This is a genomic window from Aquitalea aquatilis (assembly GCF_005155025.1).
Classification (GTDB): domain Bacteria; phylum Pseudomonadota; class Gammaproteobacteria; order Burkholderiales; family Chromobacteriaceae; genus Aquitalea; species Aquitalea aquatilis.
On the sequence record NZ_CP039731.1, the window covers coordinates 800,595 to 821,749 of the forward strand.

At 59.4% G+C, this 21,155-nt stretch carries 22 protein-coding genes; 4 read left to right on the top strand and 18 right to left on the bottom strand.

Features of this window, described 5'->3' with window-relative positions; all coding sequences use genetic code 11:
- Positions 1–134 precede the first annotated feature (134 nt).
- From glmS to mnmG, 16 genes are all read right to left on the bottom strand, one after another.
- Positions 135–1,964 (bottom strand): glutamine--fructose-6-phosphate transaminase (isomerizing), encoded by a 1,830-nt coding sequence (gene glmS / locus FAZ30_RS03645; protein ID WP_124644489.1) that lies wholly within the window; start codon positions 1,962–1,964, stop codon positions 135–137.
- Entirely contained in the window at positions 1,964–2,755 is a 792-nt protein-coding gene (locus tag FAZ30_RS03650; RefSeq protein WP_124644488.1) for a DeoR/GlpR family DNA-binding transcription regulator, read from the bottom strand. Before FAZ30_RS03650 ends, glmS begins: the two co-directional genes overlap by 1 nt.
- A 195-nt stretch (positions 2,756–2,950) precedes the next feature.
- The gene (glmU, locus tag FAZ30_RS03655; RefSeq protein ID WP_124644487.1) at positions 2,951–4,315 is read right to left on the bottom strand and encodes a bifunctional UDP-N-acetylglucosamine diphosphorylase/glucosamine-1-phosphate N-acetyltransferase GlmU; all 1,365 of its coding nucleotides are present in this window, start codon (positions 4,313–4,315) and stop codon (positions 2,951–2,953) included.
- Positions 4,316–4,397: 82 nt separating this feature from the next.
- Positions 4,398–4,820: a F0F1 ATP synthase subunit epsilon gene (locus tag FAZ30_RS03660; RefSeq protein WP_059285294.1), complete on the bottom strand. Its 423-nt coding sequence runs from the start codon at positions 4,818–4,820 to the stop codon at positions 4,398–4,400.
- A gap of 15 nt (positions 4,821–4,835) precedes the next feature.
- The gene (gene atpD / locus FAZ30_RS03665) at positions 4,836–6,230 is read right to left on the bottom strand and encodes a F0F1 ATP synthase subunit beta (protein WP_124644486.1); all 1,395 of its coding nucleotides are present in this window, start codon (positions 6,228–6,230) and stop codon (positions 4,836–4,838) included.
- A 42-nt stretch (positions 6,231–6,272) separates the two neighbouring features.
- Positions 6,273–7,139 carry a F0F1 ATP synthase subunit gamma gene (gene atpG / locus FAZ30_RS03670; protein ID WP_124644485.1) on the bottom strand — a complete coding sequence of 289 codons (867 nt, stop codon included), beginning with the start codon at positions 7,137–7,139 and terminating at the stop codon, positions 6,273–6,275.
- A gap of 39 nt (positions 7,140–7,178) precedes the next feature.
- Positions 7,179–8,723 carry a F0F1 ATP synthase subunit alpha gene (gene atpA / locus FAZ30_RS03675; RefSeq protein ID WP_124644484.1) on the bottom strand — a complete coding sequence of 515 codons (1,545 nt, stop codon included), beginning with the start codon at positions 8,721–8,723 and terminating at the stop codon, positions 7,179–7,181.
- A gap of 8 nt (positions 8,724–8,731) precedes the next feature.
- Positions 8,732–9,268 carry a F0F1 ATP synthase subunit delta gene (locus tag FAZ30_RS03680; protein WP_124644483.1) on the bottom strand — a complete coding sequence of 179 codons (537 nt, stop codon included), beginning with the start codon at positions 9,266–9,268 and terminating at the stop codon, positions 8,732–8,734.
- A gap of 7 nt (positions 9,269–9,275) precedes the next feature.
- Positions 9,276–9,746 (bottom strand): F0F1 ATP synthase subunit B, encoded by a 471-nt coding sequence (locus FAZ30_RS03685; RefSeq protein WP_103523580.1) that lies wholly within the window; start codon positions 9,744–9,746, stop codon positions 9,276–9,278.
- A gap of 53 nt (positions 9,747–9,799) precedes the next feature.
- Positions 9,800–10,081, bottom strand: a complete 282-nt coding sequence (gene atpE / locus FAZ30_RS03690) for a F0F1 ATP synthase subunit C (protein WP_045847701.1) — start codon at positions 10,079–10,081, stop codon at positions 9,800–9,802.
- 89 nt (positions 10,082–10,170) lie between these two features.
- Entirely contained in the window at positions 10,171–10,989 is an 819-nt protein-coding gene (gene atpB / locus FAZ30_RS03695) for a F0F1 ATP synthase subunit A (protein ID WP_124644482.1), read from the bottom strand.
- Positions 10,990–11,003: 14 nt separating this feature from the next.
- Positions 11,004–11,363: an ATP synthase subunit I gene (locus FAZ30_RS03700; RefSeq protein ID WP_124644481.1), complete on the bottom strand. Its 360-nt coding sequence runs from the start codon at positions 11,361–11,363 to the stop codon at positions 11,004–11,006.
- A 92-nt stretch (positions 11,364–11,455) separates the two neighbouring features.
- Positions 11,456–12,313 carry a ParB/RepB/Spo0J family partition protein gene (locus FAZ30_RS03705; RefSeq protein WP_124644480.1) on the bottom strand — a complete coding sequence of 286 codons (858 nt, stop codon included), beginning with the start codon at positions 12,311–12,313 and terminating at the stop codon, positions 11,456–11,458.
- A gap of 4 nt (positions 12,314–12,317) precedes the next feature.
- Positions 12,318–13,109 carry a ParA family protein gene (locus FAZ30_RS03710; protein WP_124644479.1) on the bottom strand — a complete coding sequence of 264 codons (792 nt, stop codon included), beginning with the start codon at positions 13,107–13,109 and terminating at the stop codon, positions 12,318–12,320.
- Positions 13,106–13,732: a 16S rRNA (guanine(527)-N(7))-methyltransferase RsmG gene (gene rsmG, locus FAZ30_RS03715; RefSeq protein ID WP_124644478.1), complete on the bottom strand. Its 627-nt coding sequence runs from the start codon at positions 13,730–13,732 to the stop codon at positions 13,106–13,108. Before rsmG ends, FAZ30_RS03710 begins: the two co-directional genes overlap by 4 nt.
- Before the next feature lie 16 nt (positions 13,733–13,748).
- Complete coding sequence (gene mnmG, locus FAZ30_RS03720) at positions 13,749–15,641, bottom strand: tRNA uridine-5-carboxymethylaminomethyl(34) synthesis enzyme MnmG (protein ID WP_137010181.1); 1,893 nt, start codon at positions 15,639–15,641, stop codon at positions 13,749–13,751.
- A 337-nt stretch (positions 15,642–15,978) separates the two neighbouring features.
- Here mnmG and FAZ30_RS03725 point away from each other — a divergent pair, with 337 nt between their 5' ends.
- The 4 genes from FAZ30_RS03725 (at position 15,979) to FAZ30_RS03740 (ending at position 19,895) form a co-directional block, all read left to right on the top strand.
- Positions 15,979–16,728, top strand: a complete 750-nt coding sequence (locus FAZ30_RS03725; protein ID WP_137008782.1) for a GNAT family N-acetyltransferase — start codon at positions 15,979–15,981, stop codon at positions 16,726–16,728.
- 123 nt (positions 16,729–16,851) lie between these two features.
- Positions 16,852–17,553 (top strand): tRNA (N6-threonylcarbamoyladenosine(37)-N6)-methyltransferase TrmO, encoded by a 702-nt coding sequence (tsaA, locus tag FAZ30_RS03730; protein ID WP_137008784.1) that lies wholly within the window; start codon positions 16,852–16,854, stop codon positions 17,551–17,553.
- 50 nt (positions 17,554–17,603) lie between these two features.
- Positions 17,604–18,539, top strand: a complete 936-nt coding sequence (locus tag FAZ30_RS03735) for a Tim44 domain-containing protein (protein WP_137008786.1) — start codon at positions 17,604–17,606, stop codon at positions 18,537–18,539.
- A gap of 147 nt (positions 18,540–18,686) precedes the next feature.
- Entirely contained in the window at positions 18,687–19,895 is a 1,209-nt protein-coding gene (locus FAZ30_RS03740; RefSeq protein WP_103523590.1) for a sensor domain-containing phosphodiesterase, read from the top strand.
- 63 nt (positions 19,896–19,958) lie between these two features.
- Here the strand turns inward: FAZ30_RS03740 and FAZ30_RS03745 are convergent, their stop codons facing one another.
- Together FAZ30_RS03745 and FAZ30_RS03750 are read right to left on the bottom strand one after the other, a co-directional pair.
- Entirely contained in the window at positions 19,959–20,546 is a 588-nt protein-coding gene (locus tag FAZ30_RS03745) for a BON domain-containing protein (protein WP_124644474.1), read from the bottom strand.
- The gene (locus tag FAZ30_RS03750; protein ID WP_103523592.1) at positions 20,547–21,137 is read right to left on the bottom strand and encodes a phosphoheptose isomerase; all 591 of its coding nucleotides are present in this window, start codon (positions 21,135–21,137) and stop codon (positions 20,547–20,549) included.
- Positions 21,138–21,155 lie beyond the last annotated feature (18 nt).

Sequence of the window (21,155 nt, forward strand, 5' to 3'; positions counted from 1 at the left end):
CAAATAAATACGTTGGGAAGCTATGCTGGCGTGGGTTTCCAGGCAACCGAGGCTACGAAAACCCACGCTTCTTCGAAACTAAAAACCAACGCTTCTATTTACCGCTTACAGTAGTCAAGTCATCACACGCCTGCTTACTCAACCGTCACACTCTTAGCCAGGTTGCGTGGTTTGTCGACGTCCGTGCCGCGGGCCAGGGCGACGTGGTAGGCCAGCATCTGTACCGGAATGGTGTGGACGATGGCGGACAGCACGCCGACATGGCGTGGAGTGCGGATGACATGCACGCCGTCGGACTCGCTGAAGTGGCTGTCCAGATCGGCAAACACAAACAGCTCGCCGCCACGGGCGCGCACTTCCTGCATGTTTGACTTCACCTTTTCCAGCAGGGCGTCATTAGGAGCGATCACCACCACCGGCATGCTTTCGTCCACCAGCGCCAGCGGGCCATGCTTCAGCTCGCCTGCCGGGTAGGCTTCGGCGTGGATGTAGGAGATTTCCTTGAGCTTGAGCGCGCCTTCCAGGGCAATCGGGTAGTGCAGGCCACGGCCCAGGAACAGCGCGTTCTGCTTGCCGGCAAACTTGTCGGACCAGGCCTTGATTTGCGGTTCCAGATTCAGTGCGTGCTGCACCGAGCCCGGCAGCTGACGCAGGGCTTCCTGATAGCCGTGTTCGGCAGCGGCATCCACCCGGCCACGCTGCTTGCCCAGGGTAACGGCCAGGGCGAACAGACCCACCAGCTGGGTGGTGAAGGCCTTGGTGGAGGCGACGCCGATTTCTGCGCCGGCTCGGGTGTAGAACACCAGTTCGCTGGCGCGCGGAATGGCGGATTCGCGCACATTGCAGATGGACAGGGCCATGCTGTGGCCCAGCTCCTTGGCGTATTTCAGCGCTTCCATGGTGTCCAGCGTTTCACCGGACTGGGAGATGGTAACCACCAGATGCTTGGGGTTGGCAAAGGCATCACGGTAGCGGTATTCGCTAGCGATTTCCACATCGCAGCTGATGCCGGCAATGCTTTCAATCCAGTACTTGGCCGTCAGGCCGGCGTAGAAGCTGGTACCGCAGGCCAGAATCTTGACGCCCTCGACTTGCGGCAGCAGTTCGCTGGCACGCGCACCAAACAGCTCGGCGACAAAGCCGTTTTCCAGCACCGCTTCGATGGTGTCGGACAGGGCCTTGGGCTGCTCGTGGATTTCCTTTTGCATGAAATGGCTGTACGGGCCCAGTTCCAGCGAAGCCAGCGAAACATCAGACACATGCACGGCGCGCTCGATGAGCTGGTCGTTCTTGTCATGCAGCAATACGCTGTCGCGGGTAAGCAGGCCGATATCGCCTTCTTCCAGGAAGATGACACGGCGCGTGGCAGACAGGATGGCAGAGACGTCGGAGGCAATGAAGTGCTCGCCCTCGCCCAGTCCCACCAGCAGCGGGCAGCCCATGCGGGCGCATACCAGCTCGTCCGGACGGTCCAGCGCGATGACGCCGATGGCGTAAGCGCCGCTCAGCTGGCGGGTGGCCTGCTTGACGGCATCGAACAGGCTGACACCCTTCTGGTAATGATGGTGTACCAGATGGGCGATGACTTCAGTATCGGTTTGCGATTCGAACACATAGCCCAGGGCCTTGAGGGCTTCGCGCTGCTGTTCGTGGTTTTCAATGATGCCGTTGTGCACCACGGCAATGCTGTCGTGCGAGACATGCGGGTGGGCATTGGGTTCGGTCACGCCGCCATGGGTGGCCCAGCGGGTGTGGCCAATGCCCAGCGTGCCCTGCAGGTTTTCGGCGGCAGCGGCGGCTTCCATTTCGGCCACGCGGCCAACACGGCGCACCCGGCTGATGGCCGTGCCGGTATGCACGGCGATGCCGGCGGAGTCATAACCGCGATATTCCAGTCGCTTCAGGCCGTCTACCAGGATGGAAACCACATTGCGCGCCGCAATGGCGCCGACGATGCCACACATTATTTTCTCCTTGCACTGTCACTGTTCGAGGGCGCGCAAATCAGCGTGATGCCCTTCGCTTTGATCATGTCCGCTGATGCGGCGGGCAGGGCCTCGTCGGTAATCAGGGTGTGAATGTTGTGCCACGGCAATTCCAGGTTGGGAATGCGGCGGCCTATCTTGTCCGACTCCACCATGACGATGACTTCGCGCGCCACTTCAGCCATGACCCGCGACAGCCCCACCAGCTCGTTGAAGGTGGTGGTGCCGCGTTCCAGATCGATGCCGTCGGCACCGACAAATAGCTGGTCGAAATCGTAGGAGCGCAGCACCTGCTCGGCCACCTGCCCCTGAAACGATTCGGAGTGCGGGTCCCAGGTGCCACCGGTCATCAGCAGGGTGGGTTCGTTTTCCAGCTCGCGTAGCGCAGCGGCCACATTGAGCGAATTGGTCATCACCACCAGGCCGCGCTTGTTACCCAGCAAGGGAATCATGCCGCTGGTGGTGGTACCGCTATCGATGATGATGCGGTTATGGTCGCGAATGCGCTCGGCAGCGGCACGGGCGATATCCAGCTTGCGGTCGGACAGCTGGCCGGCATCCGGCTCGGCCATCATTTCGCTGGGCAGGGACACCGCACCACCATAGCGGCGCAGCAGCAGGCCACCGGTTTCCAGCAGGGCCAGATCCTTGCGGATGGTGACTTCAGAGGTGGCAAAGCGGCGGGTCAGCTCGTCCACGCTCACCTCGCCCTGTTCTTGCACCAGAGTGGCAATGGCATGGCGGCGCTGCTGAGTGTTTCGTTTGGTCATGCCATCATTTCGTTTCGAAAGTTTGCCGATGATAGCAAGGCGGAAAAACCTTGGCAATGAAACAAAACAACAAATCAAGCAATTTTCTTTCGAAACGAAAGAAAAACGACAACATTGAAAGATAACATCCAGCAAAAACCCGGTGGCTTCCATACAGGAAACACACCGGGCATCGGAGGCTGGCGCTAAGTAGCTTCAGCTCTTTTTCTGCGGTCGCTTCCAGCCGGCAATCGTCACCTGCCGTGCACGGGCCACGGTCAGGGCATCGGCCGGGGCGGTGCGGCTGATCACCGAGCCGGCACCGACTGTTGCGCCGCTTTCCAGGGTAACCGGGGCCACCATCAGCGTGCCGGAGCCGACAAACACATTGTCGCCAATCACGGTCTTGAACTTGTTCACGCCATCGTAATTGCAAGTCACCGAGCCGGCACCCACGTTCACCTTGCTGCCGATTTCGGCATCACCGATATAGGTGAGGTGATTGACCTTGGAACCCAAACCAATGCTGCTCTTTTTCACTTCGACGAAATTGCCGATGTGCACTTCGTCGGCCAGCACGGCACCAGGGCGCAGGCGAGCATAGGGACCGAGGCGGCAATCCGCTCCGACCACAGCATCTTCCAGATGGGAAAACGCGGCAATGCGGCTACCGGCGGCGACGCTGACATTCTTCAGGATGCAGTTGGCACCGATTTCGACATTGTCGCCCAGTTCCACCACACCTTCGAACACGCAATTGACGTCAATGCTGACATCACGGCCGTGTTGCAGGGTGCCACGAATATCGATGCGGCCCGGGTCGGCCAGCGTGACACCGGCAGTCAGCAGTGCACGCGCCTGGTTTTGTTGCAGGATGCGCTCCAGTTCGGCCAGTTGCAGCTTGTTGTTGACCCCAGCGGCTTCCCAGGAGGCCGACACGCTGGCGCTTTCCACACTGATGCCAGCCGCAACGGCCAGTTCCAGCACGTCGGTCAGATAGTATTCGCCCTGGGCATTGCCATTGCGCAAGGCATGCAGCCAGTCGCCCAGATGACGGTTGGGCAGCACCATCATGCCGGTATTGATTTCACGGATGGCCAGCTGCTCCGGCGTGCAATCCTTGTGCTCGACAATGGCCTTGAGCTTGCCATCGGCATCGCGCAGCATGCGGCCATAGCCAGTGGCATCGTCCAGAATATCGGTCAGCACCGCCATGCCATCACCAGCAGCGGCAATCAGCTGCTGCAGCGTTTCGCTGCGGGTGAGCGGAACATCGCCGTACAGCACCAGGGTCTTACCATCCTGCGGCAAGGCCGACAGCGCCATTTTCAGCGCGTGACCCGTCCCCAGTTGCTCGGCCTGTTCAGCCCAGATGATGTCTTCGTCCTTGATGACCTGGCGCACCTGCTCGCCGCCAAATCCGTACACCACCACCAGCCGCGTCGGCTTGAGCGTGCGAGCGGTGGCAATGACGCGCGCCAGCATTGGCGCACCGCCGATGGGGTGCAAAACCTTGGGTTTGGCGGAGTACATGCGGGTACCCTTGCCTGCCGCCAGAATGACAATACTGAGGCTATCCATGCGAACTCTTTGCTGACCAGAAATGAAAAAGGCTGCCACATAAGTGGCAGCCTGCAACTATACACGATTCGTTCTCGCGCTTTTAGTGCACACGCTTCTTGAGGTAATCCAGTGCCTTGAGCTGGGCAATGGCTACTGCCAGGGCAGCGTGCGCCTTTGCCGTGCTCAGGTCATCGGTAGCGTGCTGCAGAGATTCCTCTGCGGCGCGCTTGGCCTCATTGGCGCGAGCTTCGTCGAGATCCTCGCCGCGGATCGCCGTATCAGCCAGTACGGTGATGTGGGTGGGCTGTACTTCCAGCATGCCGCCGGAGACAGCCACCAACACTTCTTCCTTGCTGCCGGGTACTGTCATGCGCAGTACACCGGGTTTGATACGGGTCAGGAGCGGCACGTGTCGCGGATAGACACCGATCTCACCTTCCAGCGCCGGAGCGACCAGAAACTCGGCTTCGCCAGAGTAGATGAGTTGTTCGGTGCTCACCACTTCCACATGCATCTTGGACATAAGCCCTCTCCTTAATTAAAGGGTCTTGGCTTTCTCAGCGGCTTCTTCAATAGAGCCAACCATGTAGAACGCTTGTTCCGGCAGGTGGTCGTATTCGCCAGCGAGAATCGCCTTGAAGCCCTTGATGGTGTCGCGCAGGGAGACGTATTTGCCCGGGGAACCGGTAAATACTTCGGCCACGTGGAAGGGCTGGGACAGGAAACGCTGGATCTTACGAGCGCGTGCCACGACCAGTTTGTCTTCCTCGGACAGTTCGTCCATACCCAGAATGGCGATGATGTCGCGCAGTTCCTTGTAGCGCTGCAGCGTGGATTGCACGCCACGGGCTACGGAGTAGTGCTCGTCACCAACCACCAGCGGGTCCAGCTGGCGCGAAGTGGAGTCCAGCGGGTCAACGGCCGGGTAGATACCCAGGGCAGCGATGTCACGCGACAGAACCACGGTAGCGTCCAAGTGGGCAAAGGTGGTTGCCGGGGACGGGTCGGTCAAGTCATCCGCAGGGACGTATACGGCCTGGATGGAGGTAATGGAACCATCCTTGGTCGAGGTAATACGTTCTTGCAGACGGCCCATTTCTTCGGCCAGAGTCGGCTGGTAACCCACGGCGGAAGGCATACGGCCCAGCAGTGCGGATACTTCGGTACCGGCCAGGGTGTAACGGTAGATGTTGTCAACGAACAACAGTACGTCACGGCCCTTACCAGACTCGTCCTTCTCGTCACGGAAGTGCTCGGCCATGGTCAGACCGGTCAGAGCAACGCGCAGACGGTTACCCGGCGGCTCGTTCATCTGGCCATACACCATCGCTACCTTGTCCAGTACGTTGGAGTCCTTCATTTCGTGGTAGAAGTCGTTACCTTCACGGGTACGCTCACCTACACCAGCGAACACGGACAGACCGGAGTGGGCCTTCGCGATGTTGTTGATCAGTTCCATCATGTTCACGGTCTTGCCTACACCGGCACCGCCGAACAGACCAACCTTACCGCCCTTGGCGAACGGGCACAGCAGGTCAATCACCTTGATGCCAGTTTCCAACAGGTCGGTAGCGGAAGACAGCTCGTCGAACTTCGGAGCAGACTGGTGAATGGCGCGACGTGCGTCGGTAGCCACCGGACCAGCTTCATCAACCGGATTACCCAGTACATCCATGATACGACCCAGGGTGGCGTTACCCACCGGCACCGAAATCGGTGCGCCGGTGTTGGCAACAGCCATGCCACGCTTCAGGCCGTCCGAGCTACCCATCGCAATGGTACGGACCACGCCGTCGCCCAGCTGTTGCTGGACTTCGAGCGTCAGGTCAGCGTCAACCAGCTTCAGGGCATCATAAACCTTCGGCATGGCGTCGCGCGGGAATTCCACGTCGATCACCGCACCAATGATTTGTACGATTTTGCCTTGGCTCATTATCGGTTCCTAAACATTTAACTTTTACAGTCTGTGTACGGCTTACACCGCTGCGGCACCAGCCACAATCTCAGACAGCTCAGTGGTAATCGCCGCTTGACGGGCCTTGTTGTACACAAGGCGCAGCTGCTTGATCGTATTACCCGCGTTGTCGGTTGCGGCTTTCATGGCCACCATACGCGCTGCCTGTTCGGAAGCCATATTTTCGGCCAGAGCCTGATACACCACCGACTCCAGGTAACGCTTGACCAAGAACTCCATCAGGCTGGGGGCATCCGGTTCGTAGAGGTAATCCCACGAATGCGAGTGCTCCACCACCATGTGATGCGGAGTCAACGGCAGGAGCTGTTCGATTGTCGGTTCCTGTTTCATCGTGTTGATGAAACCGGAATAGACGATGTAAACCGCGTCCAGTTCGCCTTCAGCGTACTGCTTGAACAGCACTGTAAGCGGGCCAATTAGTTTGTCCATCTTCGGAATATCACCGAGCTGGACGGCGCTAGCCACGACATTGAGACGAGCACGCTGGGTTGCAGCCAGGGCCTTTTGACCCAGGCAGCACACGTCGATTTCGACGTTTTGATCCTGCAGTTCCTTGACCTTGGCATAGAAGCGCTTGAACGAGTTCACGTTCAGGCCGCCACACAGGCCCTTGTCAGAGGAAACCAGGATGATACCAGCGCGCTTGACAACGTCACGGCGTGCAAGCAGTGGATGACCAAGATCCGCGTTTGCCTGAGCAAGGTGCGCCATAACCGTGCGCACCTTCTCAGCATAAGGACGGGCAGCGCGCATACGCTCTTGCGTTTTGCGCATCTTGGAGGTTGACACCATTTGCATCGCGCGAGTGATCTTCTGCGTGTTTTGCACGCTTCGGATCTTGGTGAGAATCTCTTTACCGACTGCCATTCCTGAACCTTTCTTTAGCTACGACGTGAGTCGAAAGGCTCAGTTGAAGCTGTAGCCAGCCTTGAACGATTCCATCGCCTTGGCCAGTAGCTTCTCGTTGTCGCCGGACAGATCGCCCGAAGCGTTAACGGCTGCCAGTACATCGCTGTGGTTCGCACGCACGTAGGCGAGGAACTCAGCTTCGAATGCCAGGGCCTTCTTCACCGGAACGTCTTCGTAGCTACCCTTGTTCACAGCCCACAGGGTCAGCGCCATTTCAGCGGTGGCCAGCGGCACGAACTGCTTCTGCTTCATCAGTTCGGTAACCACTTCACCGTGTTGCAGCTGCTTGCGGGTTGCTTCGTCCAGGTCGGAAGCGAACTGCGAGAACGCAGCCAGTTCACGATACTGGGCCAGGGCCAGACGAATACCACCACCCAGCTTTTTGATGACCTTGGTCTGGGCCGCACCACCCACGCGCGATACCGAGATACCGGCGTTGATGGCCGGACGGATACCTGCGTTGAAGAGGTCGGATTCCAGGAAGATCTGGCCGTCAGTGATGGAAATCACGTTGGTCGGAACGAAGGCGGAAACGTCACCAGCCTGGGTTTCGATGATAGGCAGTGCGGTCAGCGAACCGGTCTTGCCCTTCACTTCGCCCTTGGTCAGTTTTTCTACTTCGTCCTCGTTGATGCGGGAAGCACGTTCCAGCAGACGGGAGTGGAGGTAGAACACGTCGCCAGGATAGGCTTCACGGCCCGGCGGACGACGCAGCAGCAGGGAGATCTGACGATAGGCAACGGCTTGCTTGGACAAGTCATCGTATACGATCAGTGCATCTTCGCCGCGGTCGCGGAAGTATTCGCCCATGGAGCAGCCGGAGTACGGTGCAATGAATTGCAGCGCAGCAGCTTCGGAAGCGGTAGCGGCAACGATGATGGTGTGACCCAGTGCACCGTGCTCTTCCAGCTTGCGAACCACGTTGGCGATGGACGAGGCTTTTTGACCTACGGCTACGTAGATACAAACAACGCCCGTGCCCTTTTGATTGATGATGGCGTCCAGAGCAACGGCAGTCTTGCCGGTCTGGCGGTCACCAATGATCAGCTCACGCTGACCACGGCCAACCGGAACCATGGAGTCAATGGCTTTCAGGCCGGTCTGCATCGGCTGGGATACGGATTGACGCGCAATCACACCCGGCGCGATCTTTTCGATCGGGCTGGACAGCTTGGCGTTAACCGGACCCTTGCCGTCGATCGGCTGACCCAGAGCATTGACAACACGGCCCACCAGTTCCGGACCTACCGGCACTTCCAGAATGCGACCGGTACACTTGACTTCGTCGCCTTCGGAAATGTGTTCGTACTCGCCCAGAATCACGGCGCCGACAAAGTCGCGCTCCAGGTTCATGGCGAGGCCGTAGGTATTGCCCGGGAACTCGAGCATTTCGCCCTGCATCACGTCTGCCAGACCGTGGATACGAACGATACCGTCGGTCACGGAAATGACCGTACCCTTGGTACGGACTTCAGCGCCTTCAGCCAGGTTCTGAATCTTGGCCTTGATCAGATCGCTGATTTCAGAGGGGTTCAACTGCATGATCTCTCCTAATTCTTGAGGCTTGCCGCCATCGCTTGCAGCTTGCCGCGCACGGAACTGTCGATGACATCGTCACCTACCAGTACGCGCACACCACCGATCAGATCGGCATTGTCACGCACATCAAGACGTACGGTTTTGCCGTATTTCTTGGAAAGCGTGCTGGTGAGTTCGGCTTTCTGTTCTTCGGTCAGCGGGAACGCCGTTTCAACTTGCGCATCAACGATGTTTTCCGCTTCGGCCTTGTACAGTTCGAACTGACTGGCGATATGCGGCAGCAGCATCAGGCGGTGGTTCTCGATCAGGGCGACCAGAAAGTTTTTCACGCTTTCATTGGCACGCTCGCCGAGGACATCCAGCATCAGCGCCTCAACCTCTTTTGCGGTATGTTTCGGATCGGTGACAACTTCGACCATATCCGGGTTGTTCACCATGGCAGCCAGCCACGCAAGCGCATCGGACCACTGGTCCAGCGTACGCGTTTCGGTGGCGAGGCTGTATACCGCTTCGGCGTAGGGCCTTGCGACGGTAATGAGTTCTGCCATGAGTTAATTAAAACTCCGCTTTGATGGAGGAAAGCAGGTCGGCGTGCTTGGCTGCATCGATCTCTTTGCGCAGGATCTTCTCTGCGCCGACTACGGCCAGCTGGGCCACATGCTCACGCAGGGCTTCCTTGGCACGCATCACTTCCTGATCGATCTGACCTTTGGCGTCAGCCACAATACGGGCACCTTCAGTGCTGGCATTGTCTTTGGCTTCGTCCACGATCTGGGTAGCACGCTTCTCGGCAGAAGCAATGATTTCCATTGCTTGCTGCTTGGCCTTGCGAACTTCGTCCGCAACGCGCTTTTCAGCGGCTTCCAGATCTTGCTTGCCACGTTCTGCAGCGGCCAAGCCGTCTGCAATACGCTTGGCACGCTCTTCCATCATATTGGTAAGCGGAGGCCAAACAAACTTCATGGTGAACCATACCAGGATGGCGAACGTGATCGCCTGGCCCAGTAGTGTTACGTTAAATTCCACGCTTGTTTTCCTCCAGAGAATGACTTCTACACCAACCGTTTACTGACTAAAAATTAGCCACCCAGAGCTGCTTTGGCAGCGGACAGGAACGGGTTGCTGAAGGTGTACAGCATGGCAACGCCCACACCGATCATGGAAATCGCGTCAAGCAGACCGGCGATAATGAACAGCTTGGTTTGCAGAACCGGGATCATTTCCGGTTGACGGGCGGAGGCCTCGAGGAACTTGCCACCCAGAATGGCGAAACCGATAGCAGTACCCAGAGCGCCCAGGCCAATGATCAGAGCAGCTGCGATAGCGGTCATCGACTGAATCTGAGAAACGAGTGCTTCCATTATTTATCTCCTAAGACTTATGCAAGGATGGTTGGTAAAAAAACTAAAACAAAGGTAAAGCTCAAACTAAAACAAATACCACGAACTCTTTAGTGCGCTTCCACTGCCAGGCTCAGGTACACGATGGTCAGCATCATGAACACGAAGGCCTGCAGGGTAATGATCAGGATGTGGAAGATGGCCCACGGTGCGCCCAGAACCCACTGCGCGCCCCAAGGCAGCAGTGCAATCAGGATGAAGATCAGTTCGCCAGCGTACAGGTTACCGAACAAACGAAGCGAGAGAGAGATCGGCTTGGCGACCAGCTCCACCAACTGGAAGATGAAGTTCAGCGGCGCCAGGATGATGGCACCAACCGGATGGTGGGTATGGAAAGGAGCAGTCAGCAGTTCCTTGAACCAGCCGCCCAGGCCCTTGGCCTTGATGGAGAAGCCGATGATGCACAGGAATACAGACAGCGACATGGCGAACGTGGCGTTCACGTCGGCGGTCGGTACCGAGCGGAAGTAAACGTGATGTGCTTCCAGGCCGAAGAAGGTGTGACCGATCCACTGTGCAATATTCGGCAGCAGGTCAACCGGCAGCATGTCCATGGCGTTCATCAGGAAGATCCAGCAGAAGATGGTCAGCGCCAGCGGAGCGATGACCTTGCTTTTGGCATGGAAGATTTCCTTGACCTGGGTATCGACCAGTTCAATGATGGATTCGACGAACAACTGCAACTTGCCCGGATTTTCCAGGCTGGCGCGACGAGCCACCATGGCGAAGATGCCGGCGAACACGAAAGCCAGTACCAGCGATACCGAGAAGGTGTCTACGTGCAGGCTCCAGAAGCCACGAGCCGGGGACGGATCGGAGTTCCAGAAAGTAAGGTGGTGGTTAATGTACTCAATTGCGTTGCTTGCCATCGCTCTTTTCTCAATTATTTGATTAGAAGCCCTAACCAGTAGCCGGACACCGTGGCGAAAAAGCCTGCCAGCAAACCCACTACCGATAAATCCTTGAAAAACACCAAAGATGCACCAAACATAAAGACAGTCAGCAGGAATTTCACTGCCTCAGCCTTGAAGTGCGCCTTCATCAGCACCGCAGGTGGGACATGCCGCTTGGCGTAGGCGATTCTGGCATAGACCGCGGCTGGAATCAGCGCCGACAATCCCCCCAACAGAACCGACACCGGAACCACCGTGGTGCCACCACTCAATATGGCACCAAGTAGCACAGCCACTACAAGCAGTTTTGCCTGCAGGCGCAGTACGCGCCCGACTTCCGCATTTTGCATGTCCGACACTTAAAAAATCGCTCGATTATAGGCTGAGGGCTTGATTTGCGTCAAACTGAACATCACCCGCACCATTGCAGTGCAACATATAATCATTTGCTTGATTTTGCTTGAAGTTTTTCCAGCAGCCGTTCCAGATCGTCCAGATTGGCATACTCCACTTGCAAACGGCCTTGCCCGCGCGCGCCATGACGGATGCTGACCTTGGCTCCGATGCGCTCCGAGACTTCCTGCTCCAGCCGGGCAATGTCCGGATCGACACGCTTGTCCACGGCAGCCACTGTGGTTTTTTGGTCAGACAATTGTTGTACCCGGCGCTCGACTTCACGCACCGACCACCCCTTGTCCACCGCCAAATGCGCCAGCTCCAGCTGCTGTACCACGGGTAGCGCCAGCAAGGCACGGGCATGGCCCATTTCCAGCAGTCCCTGATGCAGCATGTGCTGTACCGGCTCCGGTAGCGCCAACAGGCGCAACAGATTGGAGACCGCGCTGCGCGAGCGGCCTACTGCATCGGCAGCGGTTTCGTGCGTCAGACCGAATTCGCTGATCAGCCGCTTGAGACCTTGCGCTTCTTCTATCGGGTCCAGTTCCTGGCGCTGGATGTTCTCGATCAGTGCCATGGCCAGGGCGGCTTCATCAGCCACGGTTTTCACCACGGCCGGCACTTCGGTGAGACCGGCCTTGCGCGCGGCGCGCCAGCGGCGTTCACCGGCGATCAGTTCGTACTCACCGAGGCCTACTTCGCGCACCACCACCGGCTGGATAATGCCCTGCGCCCGGATCGAAGCCGCCAGTTCGTCCAGTGCCACTTCGTTCATATGACTGCGCGGCTGGTATTTACCGGGACGGATCAGGTCGATGGAAAGCGTGGTAAGACGGTCGTCTACCGCAGCGCTGGTGGCGAGGAGCGCGTCAAGACCGCGCCCGAGTCCTTTGAGTTTGGCCATGTTGTCAGACAGATGGAGTTGCGGTTGCGGATTCGAGGCGGGCAGTCAGTTCCTGCGCCAGCGCGAGATAGGCCTGCGCACCGCGGGCATTGCGGTCGTACACCAGACCGGGCAGACCATGGCTGGGTGCCTCGGCCAGCCGCACATTGCGCGGGATGACGGTTTCGAACACCTTGCTGCCAAAATGGCTGGCCAGTTGCTCGGAAACCTGCTGTGAAAGATTACTACGCGCATCGAACATGGTACGCAGCAGGCCCATGATTTCAATGCGCGGATTCACCGCTGCGCGCACCTTGCGCAGGGTGGTGACCAGATCGGACAACCCTTCCAGCGCATAGTATTCGCACACCATGGGAATCAGCACGCTATTGGCGGCAACCAGCCCGTTCAGCGTCAGCAGATTGAGCGAGGGCGGGCAGTCGATCAACACATAGTCGTACTGATCATCGACCAGACTGAGTGCGTTTTTCAGACGGGCTTCGCGTGCCAGCTCATTCACCAGCTCCAGCTCGGCTCCGCCCAGGTCGCGGTTCGCGGGCAGTACGTGATAGCCGCCCTGCTTGGCAGGCTGGCGCACCTCTTCCACCGAGGCATCGCCCAGCAGCACGTGATAGACCGACTGCTCCAGCGTCTGCTTGGCGATGCCGCTACCCATGGTGGCATTGCCCTGCGGATCGAGATCCACTATCAGCACCCGCCGCCCCAGCTCGGCCAGACCTGCTGCCAGGTTGACCACGGTGGTGGTCTTGCCGACCCCACCTTTCTGGTTGGCGACCGCGATCACCCGTGCATTCATTTAGCCACCATTCTGACCAGATGGCGTTCGGCGTCCAGACCAGGCACCGACACCGGCAATACTTCGGCCACGGCCACCGTCTCCGGCAGCAGCGAGATTTCTTCGTAGGGATAGACACCCTTCATCGCCAGATACTGGCCGCCTTCGGCCAGCAGGTGCGGGGTGAGCTTGACGAACTCCGCCAGCTCGGCAAAGGCGCGGCTGGTGATGCGGTCGAACTTCTGCTCTGGCTGATAGGCTTCCACCCGGCTGGTGATGACCTCGACATTGGGCAGGCCCAGTTCGATGACGGCCTGGCGCAAGAAGGTGGTTTTCTTGTGGTTGGAATCCAGCAGCACCACCTGCAAATCGGGCCGGGCAATGGCCGCCGGAATACCGGGCATGCCGCCGCCAGAGCCGACGTCCAGCAGGCGGGCACCACCATTCAGGTGCGGCACCAGCGACAGGCTGTCCAGCAGGTGGTAGCTGACCATGCGCTGTTCTTCACGCACGGCGGTCAGGTTATAAGTGTGGTTCCATTTGGCCAGCAGCGTCAGATAGCCATCCAGCAAGGCCAGCTGTTGTTCATTCAACCCCAGGGCCAGTTGATCCAGCCCGTTTTTCAGTTCTGCAGTATGTGTCATGCGCTTGGCTTGGCAATTATTCAATTTTGGCGTCGGTAAAACCGCGTTTCAGATGCACCATCAGCAGCGCAACGGCCGCCGGGGTAATGCCCTGGATGCGCGAAGCCTGGCCCAGGTTTTCCGGGCGCTGCTGATTCAGTTTTTGTTGCACTTCCTTGGACAGGCCCTTGACCAGAGCAAAGTCGATGTCGGCCGGCAGGCGGATGTCTTCCAGATTGTCGCGCCGCGCCAGCTCTTCGTTCTGGCGGTTGATATAGCCTTGATATTTGACCTGAATTTCCACTTGTTCGGCAACCACGTCGTCCGCCACACCGCCAGCAGCCTCGGGCAGGGTCATCAGGTCGCGGTAGGCGACATTGGGGCGCTTGAGCAGGTCGAACAGGTTGTATTCACGCTCGATGCCCTTGCCCAGCAAGGTTTCCAGCGCGGCAGCGTCCTGCAGTTTGGCCGGATGCAGCCAAGTGGTTTTCAGGCGTGCGGTTTCGGCTTCCACTGCGTCGCGCTTGCGGCAGAAGGCCTCCCATTGCGCATCGCCCACCAGGCCCAGCTTGCGGCCCATCTCGGTGAGGCGCAAGTCGGCATTGTCTTCGCGCAGCTGCAGGCGGAATTCGGCACGGCTGGTAAACATGCGGTAAGGCTCGGACACCCCCTTGGTGATGAGGTCATCCACCAGCACGCCCAGATAGCCCTCGTCGCGACGCGGACACCAGCCTTCCTCGTCACGCGAATACAGGCCAGCATTCAGGCCTGCCAGCAGGCCTTGCGCCGCCGCTTCTTCGTAGCCGGTGGTGCCGTTGATCTGGCCAGCAAAGAACAAGCCCTTGATGGCCTTGGTTTCCAGTGTGGACTTGAGCCCGCGCGGGTCGAAATAATCGTATTCGATGGCATAGCCGGGGCGCAGGATGTGGGCGTTTTCCATGCCGCGAATGGAACGCACCGCAGCCAGCTGGATATCAAACGGCAAGCTGGTGGAAATCCCGTTGGGGTAGAACTCGTGCGTGGTCAGGCCTTCCGGTTCCAGGAAAACCTGATGGCTGTCTTTGTCGGCGAAACGGTTGATCTTGTCTTCGATCGACGGGCAATAGCGCGGCCCCACCCCTTCGATCACCCCGGTAAACATCGGGCTGCGCTCGAAGCCGGAGCGGATGATGTCGTGGGTTTGCTGATTGGTATGGGTAATCCAGCACGGCAACTGCTTGGGATGCATGCTGCGCTGGCCGCGATAGGAGAACACCGGCTCGGGGGTGTCGCCCGGCTGCTCTTCCATTACCGAAAAATCGATGCTGCGGCCATCGATACGCGGCGGGGTACCGGTCTTGAGACGCCCCACCGGCAAATCCAGCTCACGCAAGCGTGCACCCAGCGTGGAGGCCGCCTGATCACCCGCCCGGCCACCCGTGTAATTTTCCAGGCCGACGTGAATCTTGCCGGACAAAAAGGTGCCGGCAGTCAGCACCACAGTGCGGGCGCGGAAAGTAATGCCAATGGCAGTAATGGCACCGGCCACGCGGTCGCCTTCGATCAGCAGATCATCCACCGGCTGCTGGAATAGCGTGAGATTGGGCTGGTTTTCCAGCATCTCGCGAATGGCCGCCTTGTACAGAATGCGGTCGGCCTGGGCGCGGGTCGCGCGCACCGCCGGCCCCTTCGAGGCATTCAGGGTGCGGAACTGGATGCCGCCAATGTCGGTGGCCAGCGCCATGGCGCCGCCCAGTGCATCCACCTCTTTCACCAGGTGACCCTTGCCGATGCCACCAATCGACGGATTGCACGACATCTGACCCAGGGTCTCGATATTGTGGGTAAGCAGTAGCGTGGCGCGCCCCATGCGGGCTGCGGCCAGTGCGGCCTCGGTGCCGGCGTGACCGCCGCCGACCACGATCACGTCAAATTGTGTGGGATAAATCATCTGGCTGTACTCGGAACCCCGTGCATGCGAACGACGCATTGGGTGATGCGTGCAGGAAAAACGGCCTATTCTACGGCAAAACCGATAACCGTGTAAGTCATTGATTTACTTCACCCCTGCTGTAACCCGGCGTTAAAACGCAGGTCATCCACAAGTCATATGACGGAAATGTCTTCGTCAAACAGGATGATTAGCATGTTTTGGACGGACAGCAGGCCCAAAAGCTGCTGCCAAATGAAGGAGTTGCCGCAACGGCCGGCCTGATGGAACGAAAGCCCTAGCGACAGTCCTTGCTGACAAAACTAGCATGCCACGCATGTGCCGAGGGGAGTAAGTCATGCAACTGAACGAAAGCGTTTCCACCCGCCGCCAGCTGAAACTGGGCGTCCGTGTCGCTGAAACAGCCGAAGACATCCGCCGCGCCCAGAAACTGCGCTTTGATGTATTTGCCGGCGAAATGGGAGCCGAGCTGTCCTCGCAGCAACTGGGCATAGACTGCGACGAATACGATGCGCTGTGCGACCACCTGATTGTGGAAGACGCCAACAGCGGCCTGGTAGTGGGCACCTATCGCATGCTGCCGCCGGACATGGCACGCCGCGCACCCTCGCTGTACTCCGAACACGAATTCGACCTCACCCGGCTGGACAATCTGCGCGATGGCCTGATCGAAGTCGGCCGCTCCTGCGTTCACAAGGATTTCCGCAGCGGCGGGGTGATTGCCCTGCTGTGGTCTGGCCTGGCCGACTATGTACAGAAAAAAGGTGGCGAATATCTGGCTGGTTGCGCCAGTGTCAGCCTGGCTGACGGTGGCCATCAGGCCGTCAGCCTGTATCGCCAGCTGGAAGCCAGCCACCTGTCCCCGGCGGAATGGCGCGTGTTTCCGCACCTGCCGCTGCCGCTGGACCGCATTCAGGACGATGCTGCCTCCTCGCCAATGCCGCCGCTGATCAAGGGCTATCTGCGCGCTGGTGCATTCATCTGCGGCGAACCGGCCTGGGACCCTGACTTCAACTGCGCCGACTTCTTCATGCTGTTGCCGATGAGCCGCCTCACCGGCCGCTACAACCGTCACTTCGTAGGCTGATTCACAGCCTGCCGCAGCCTTGCTGTGTCATCAGCCCGGACGAAACCCCCCGCTCGTCCGGGCTGTTCTGTATTTGCAAACCACAGCCGCGCAGCCTGGCGGCTGACTGCTACAATCCGCCAGATGAGCTACCCGTTTGCAGCAGTTGGCATTGTCCACTCGCCCTACAAGGAAAAATTCGGCATCCCGCGCCAACCCTCGCTGGCCCCGGCCGCCGACATCAGTGTGGAATTACTGCCGCCATTCAATCATCCGGACACCGTGCGCGGGCTGGAAGCCTTCTCCCACGTCTGGATCAGCTTCGTATTCCACCAGACCGCCCGTCGGGGCTGGCAAGCACTGGTGCGGCCACCGCGCCTGGGCGGCAATGCCAAGGTGGGGGTTTTTGCCAGCCGCTCCACCCATCGCCCCAACCCGCTGGGCCTGTCGCTGGTAGAGCTGCGCGGCATCGATTTTCACGACGGCGTACGCCTGCAACTGGCCGGCGCCGACCTGCTGGATGGCACGCCAGTACTGGACATCAAACCCTATATTCCTTTTGTGGAAGCCCGGCCGGAAGCCCGTGGCGGCTTTGTCGATGGTCCACCAGCCTGCCTGCAGGTGGACTGGAGTACGACAGCCCTGCAGCAACTGACCGCCCTGCCCTCTCCGCCGCCGGCACTCGCCGTACTGATCGAGCAAGTGCTGGCGCAAGACCCCAGACCCGCCTATCAGGATGACCCGCAACGCATTTATGGCGTGCGACTGTATGACTACAACATCCGCTTCAGCGTGGCGGATAACCATGCCTGCGTGCTTGAAATACAGCAGCTTGCCCCGAACTAAAGTCACATGCCCCGGTCACACCGGGGCCCTTTACTCTGGAGAATACAATCATGACACCTCGCGCGAAGACGATCATGCTCGCCTTCACCCTGGTTTCTGTCCTGGCGGCACCGTTCGCGGAAGCCGCTCGCCTGGGCGGAGGCAAGAGCGCCGGCATGCGCCGCTCGGCCCCGACCAAGAGCTACCAGCAGCCCACTCCGATGCCGGCACCGGCACCTCAAGCTGCTCCGCAAGCACAGCCCAAGAAAGGCCCGGGTGTAGGCACGGCCATTGCGGCTGGTGCAGCCGGCGCAGCAGCCGGCTATATGCTGGGTTCGGCCATGAACAGCAACCATGCCTCCGGCAATGCATCTGAATCCGCCAGTGGCTCTGGCTTCCCCTGGGGCACACTGGCCTTGCTGGGCCTGCTGGGCATTGGCGGCCTGATGTGGTTCCGCCGCAAGAACGCCGCCAGCGCCGCACCGATGAACACACCGATGCCGGCCGGCAACGCTCCGGTATTCAATAGCAGCAGCCAGGATGCCGCCCGCTTCGATCCGATTCCCAAGATCGGCTCCGGTCTGGGTCAGGCACCGTCTTACGGCGGCGCTGCACCGGCCATGGCAGGTGGTGCACTCGCCCGCCTGCCGGACGGCACCGAAACGCCGAACTTCCTGCGCCAGGCCAAGGCGACTTTCCTGCATCTGCAAAGCCTTAACTCACCGGACAGCCTGGAAGAAGTACGCAAGTACATGACGCCGGATCTGTTTGAAGGCCTGCGCAACGACATCGCCGGCAATGGCGATGTGGCGGACTTCCCGCAGCTGGACTGCCAACTGGCCGAAGCCGTGGAAGAAGCCGGTCGTTATATCGCCACCGTGCGCTTCTCCGGCACCGTGAGCGAATCGGTCAACGCCCCTGCTGTGCCGTTTAGCGAATACTGGCACTACATCAAGGATGGCAGCACCGGCGGCAAATGGCTGGTGGCAGGCATTCAGCAGGAGTAATTTCCTTCTTTTGTGCGGATTTATCCTAACGGGCCCAGTCGGGCCCGTTTTTTATTATCCGGCCATGCTCTACACTGGAATGCCAATTGCTAGAGAGATTGGCTTACGGGCCAGCAAGAGCCCCACTCCAGGAAGGAATGTACTGTAATGAAACGTTTCGAGCATGCCGGTCTGACCCTTGGCAGCCATTTTCAGCCCATCTACAGCCTGGCGCATCGCCGCACGGTGGGTGTGGAAGCCCTGTTGCGCGCCGAGCAGAACCAGCTGCCACTCTCCCCGGCCGAGGCTTTTTACGCCATGGTATCGCCAGAACGGCGCCACGGGCTTGATCTGGCTGTCAGCCAGGCCCATGTCCAGCATTTTTCCCAACTGGAACAGGCCCATCCGCACTGGTTGTTTCTCAATGTCGATGCCGCCTCCCTGTCGCGCCCCGAGCGCGCCATGGCGCTGGCCAACTCCATTCGCGAGGCCGGCCTGCAACCCGGCAATGTGGTGCTGGAAGTGCTGGAACATGTGCTGGAAGTGGATGAAGCGCTGATCGAAGGCGTCAATCTGCTGAAAAAAGCGGGTTTTCTGATCGCCATTGACGACTTCGGCGTCGGCCATTCCAATCTGGACCGGGTCTGTCAGTTGGAGCCGGACCTGGTGAAATTCGACAAGGACTTGCTGCGCAGTGCGGTCAGCCAGCCGCGCACCCGCAATCTGCTGTCCAGACTGGTGCGCCTGATGCACGAAATTGGTGCACTGGTGGTGGAAGAAGGCATCGAAACCGAAAACGACGTACTGGTGGCGCTGGAGTCCGGCTGTGATCTTGTACAGGGCTACTATGTGGCACGACCCAGCCTGACACCGGACCCGGACGACATCATCACCAAGCGGCTGGATTCGCGCTGGGACGAGCTGATGGTGCGCGACCTGCTCAAGCGCAAGATCACCCGCCGCCAGATCGAACTGGCCCGACAGGCATTTGTACAATCAGCCATTTCGCTGATGCAGGGCACCCCGTTTGATCAGGCGGCCACACCGATGCTGGCCATGCCTGACGTGATCCGCTGCTTCTTGCTGGACAGCGAGGGCCGGCAGATCGGCCGCAACCTGAACAGCCGCCACAACACCGTGGCCAGCAATCTGAAATTTGCCCCGCTGGCCGACACCACCGGTGCCGTGTGGTCGCGCCGGGCCTATTTCCAGCACGCCATCGACCAGCCCGGCGTGCTGTACATGAGCGAGCCCTATCTGTCGATGACCGACACCCGCTCCTGCGTGACGCTGTCGATGGCCATTGAAATCGACGAAGCCATGCATGTGCTGTGTGCCGATGTGCTCGCTCCGCGCGTACACAGCAGCCACGGCTGAACACGGCCAACGCAGCAATGAAAAAGGACCGCGTGCGGTCCTTTTTCCTTTCCGGCCCCAGGCTTACTGGGCCGGGGCGATTTCGGTGATGTTTTCAAACAGGGTCACCACCTTCTGCACCCCTGCGGTTTCGCTCACCACCTGTGCAGCGGCCTGGCCCTCGGCCGGCGTTACCAGACCCAGCATGTATACCACACCGCGCTCGGTCACCACCTTCACCTGATTAGGCGAATAGCCCTTGCCATCCAGCATGCGGGTACGCACCTTGCTGGTAATCCAGGTATCGCTGCTGCGCTCGGACAGGCCAGAGGACGGGGCCACTACCGTGTAGTTGTACACCCGACGGACATTGGGCATGCCACGGGCAATCAACTCGGCCTGCTGGCCAGCTTCGGCCGTCGGCACTTCACCGGTCAGCAGCACGGCACGGTTGTAGCTTGTGGCGTTGACATGGGCAGATGGCAGCTTGTCGCCAATCTGGTGCGATACCTTCACTTCGATGCTCTGGTCATCCACATAGGCACCGCTGGAACGACGGTCGGTGGCCACCAGCGCACCACCGGCCACGCCGCCGGCAGCCAGGGCAAAACAACCGGACAAGGCGCTGGACAGGCCAGCAGCCAGCAACAGGGTCAGGACTGTGTGTTTCATTTACTCGCCTCCCAACAGCATGTAGTCAATCGCATCGCACAGCGCATGCACCAGCAGGATATGCACCTCCTGAATGCGCGCGGTACGCAATACCGGCACATTCAGCTGAATGTCTTCCGGCGACAGGATTTCACTGATCTTGCCGCCGTCCTTGCCGGTGAGGGCAATCACGCCCATGCCACGCTCGTGGGCGGCATAGATGGCTTCGATCACGTTGGCAGAATTGCCCGAGGTGGAAATGGCCAGCAAGAGGTCGTTGGTATGCCCCAGCGCACGCACCTGCTTGGAAAAAATCATGTCGAAATCGTAGTCGTTACCAATGGCGGTGAGGGCCGAGGTATCGGTTGCCAGTGAAATGGCCGCCAGACCAGGGCGCTCTTTTTCGAAGCGTCCCAGCATCTCCGCCGCAAAATGCTGGGCATCCGCTGCCGAGCCGCCATTGCCGCAGGCCAGAATCTTGCCCTCGTTCATCAGGCAGGTCACCATGCGCTCGGCCGCCAGCGCCACGGCTGGTGACAGCAATTCCATTGCCTCCTGCTTGGCAGCGATGCTTTCCAGAAAATGTCCGTTGACGCGTTCAATCAGGTCCATGCTTTTCCTCGTAGCAGC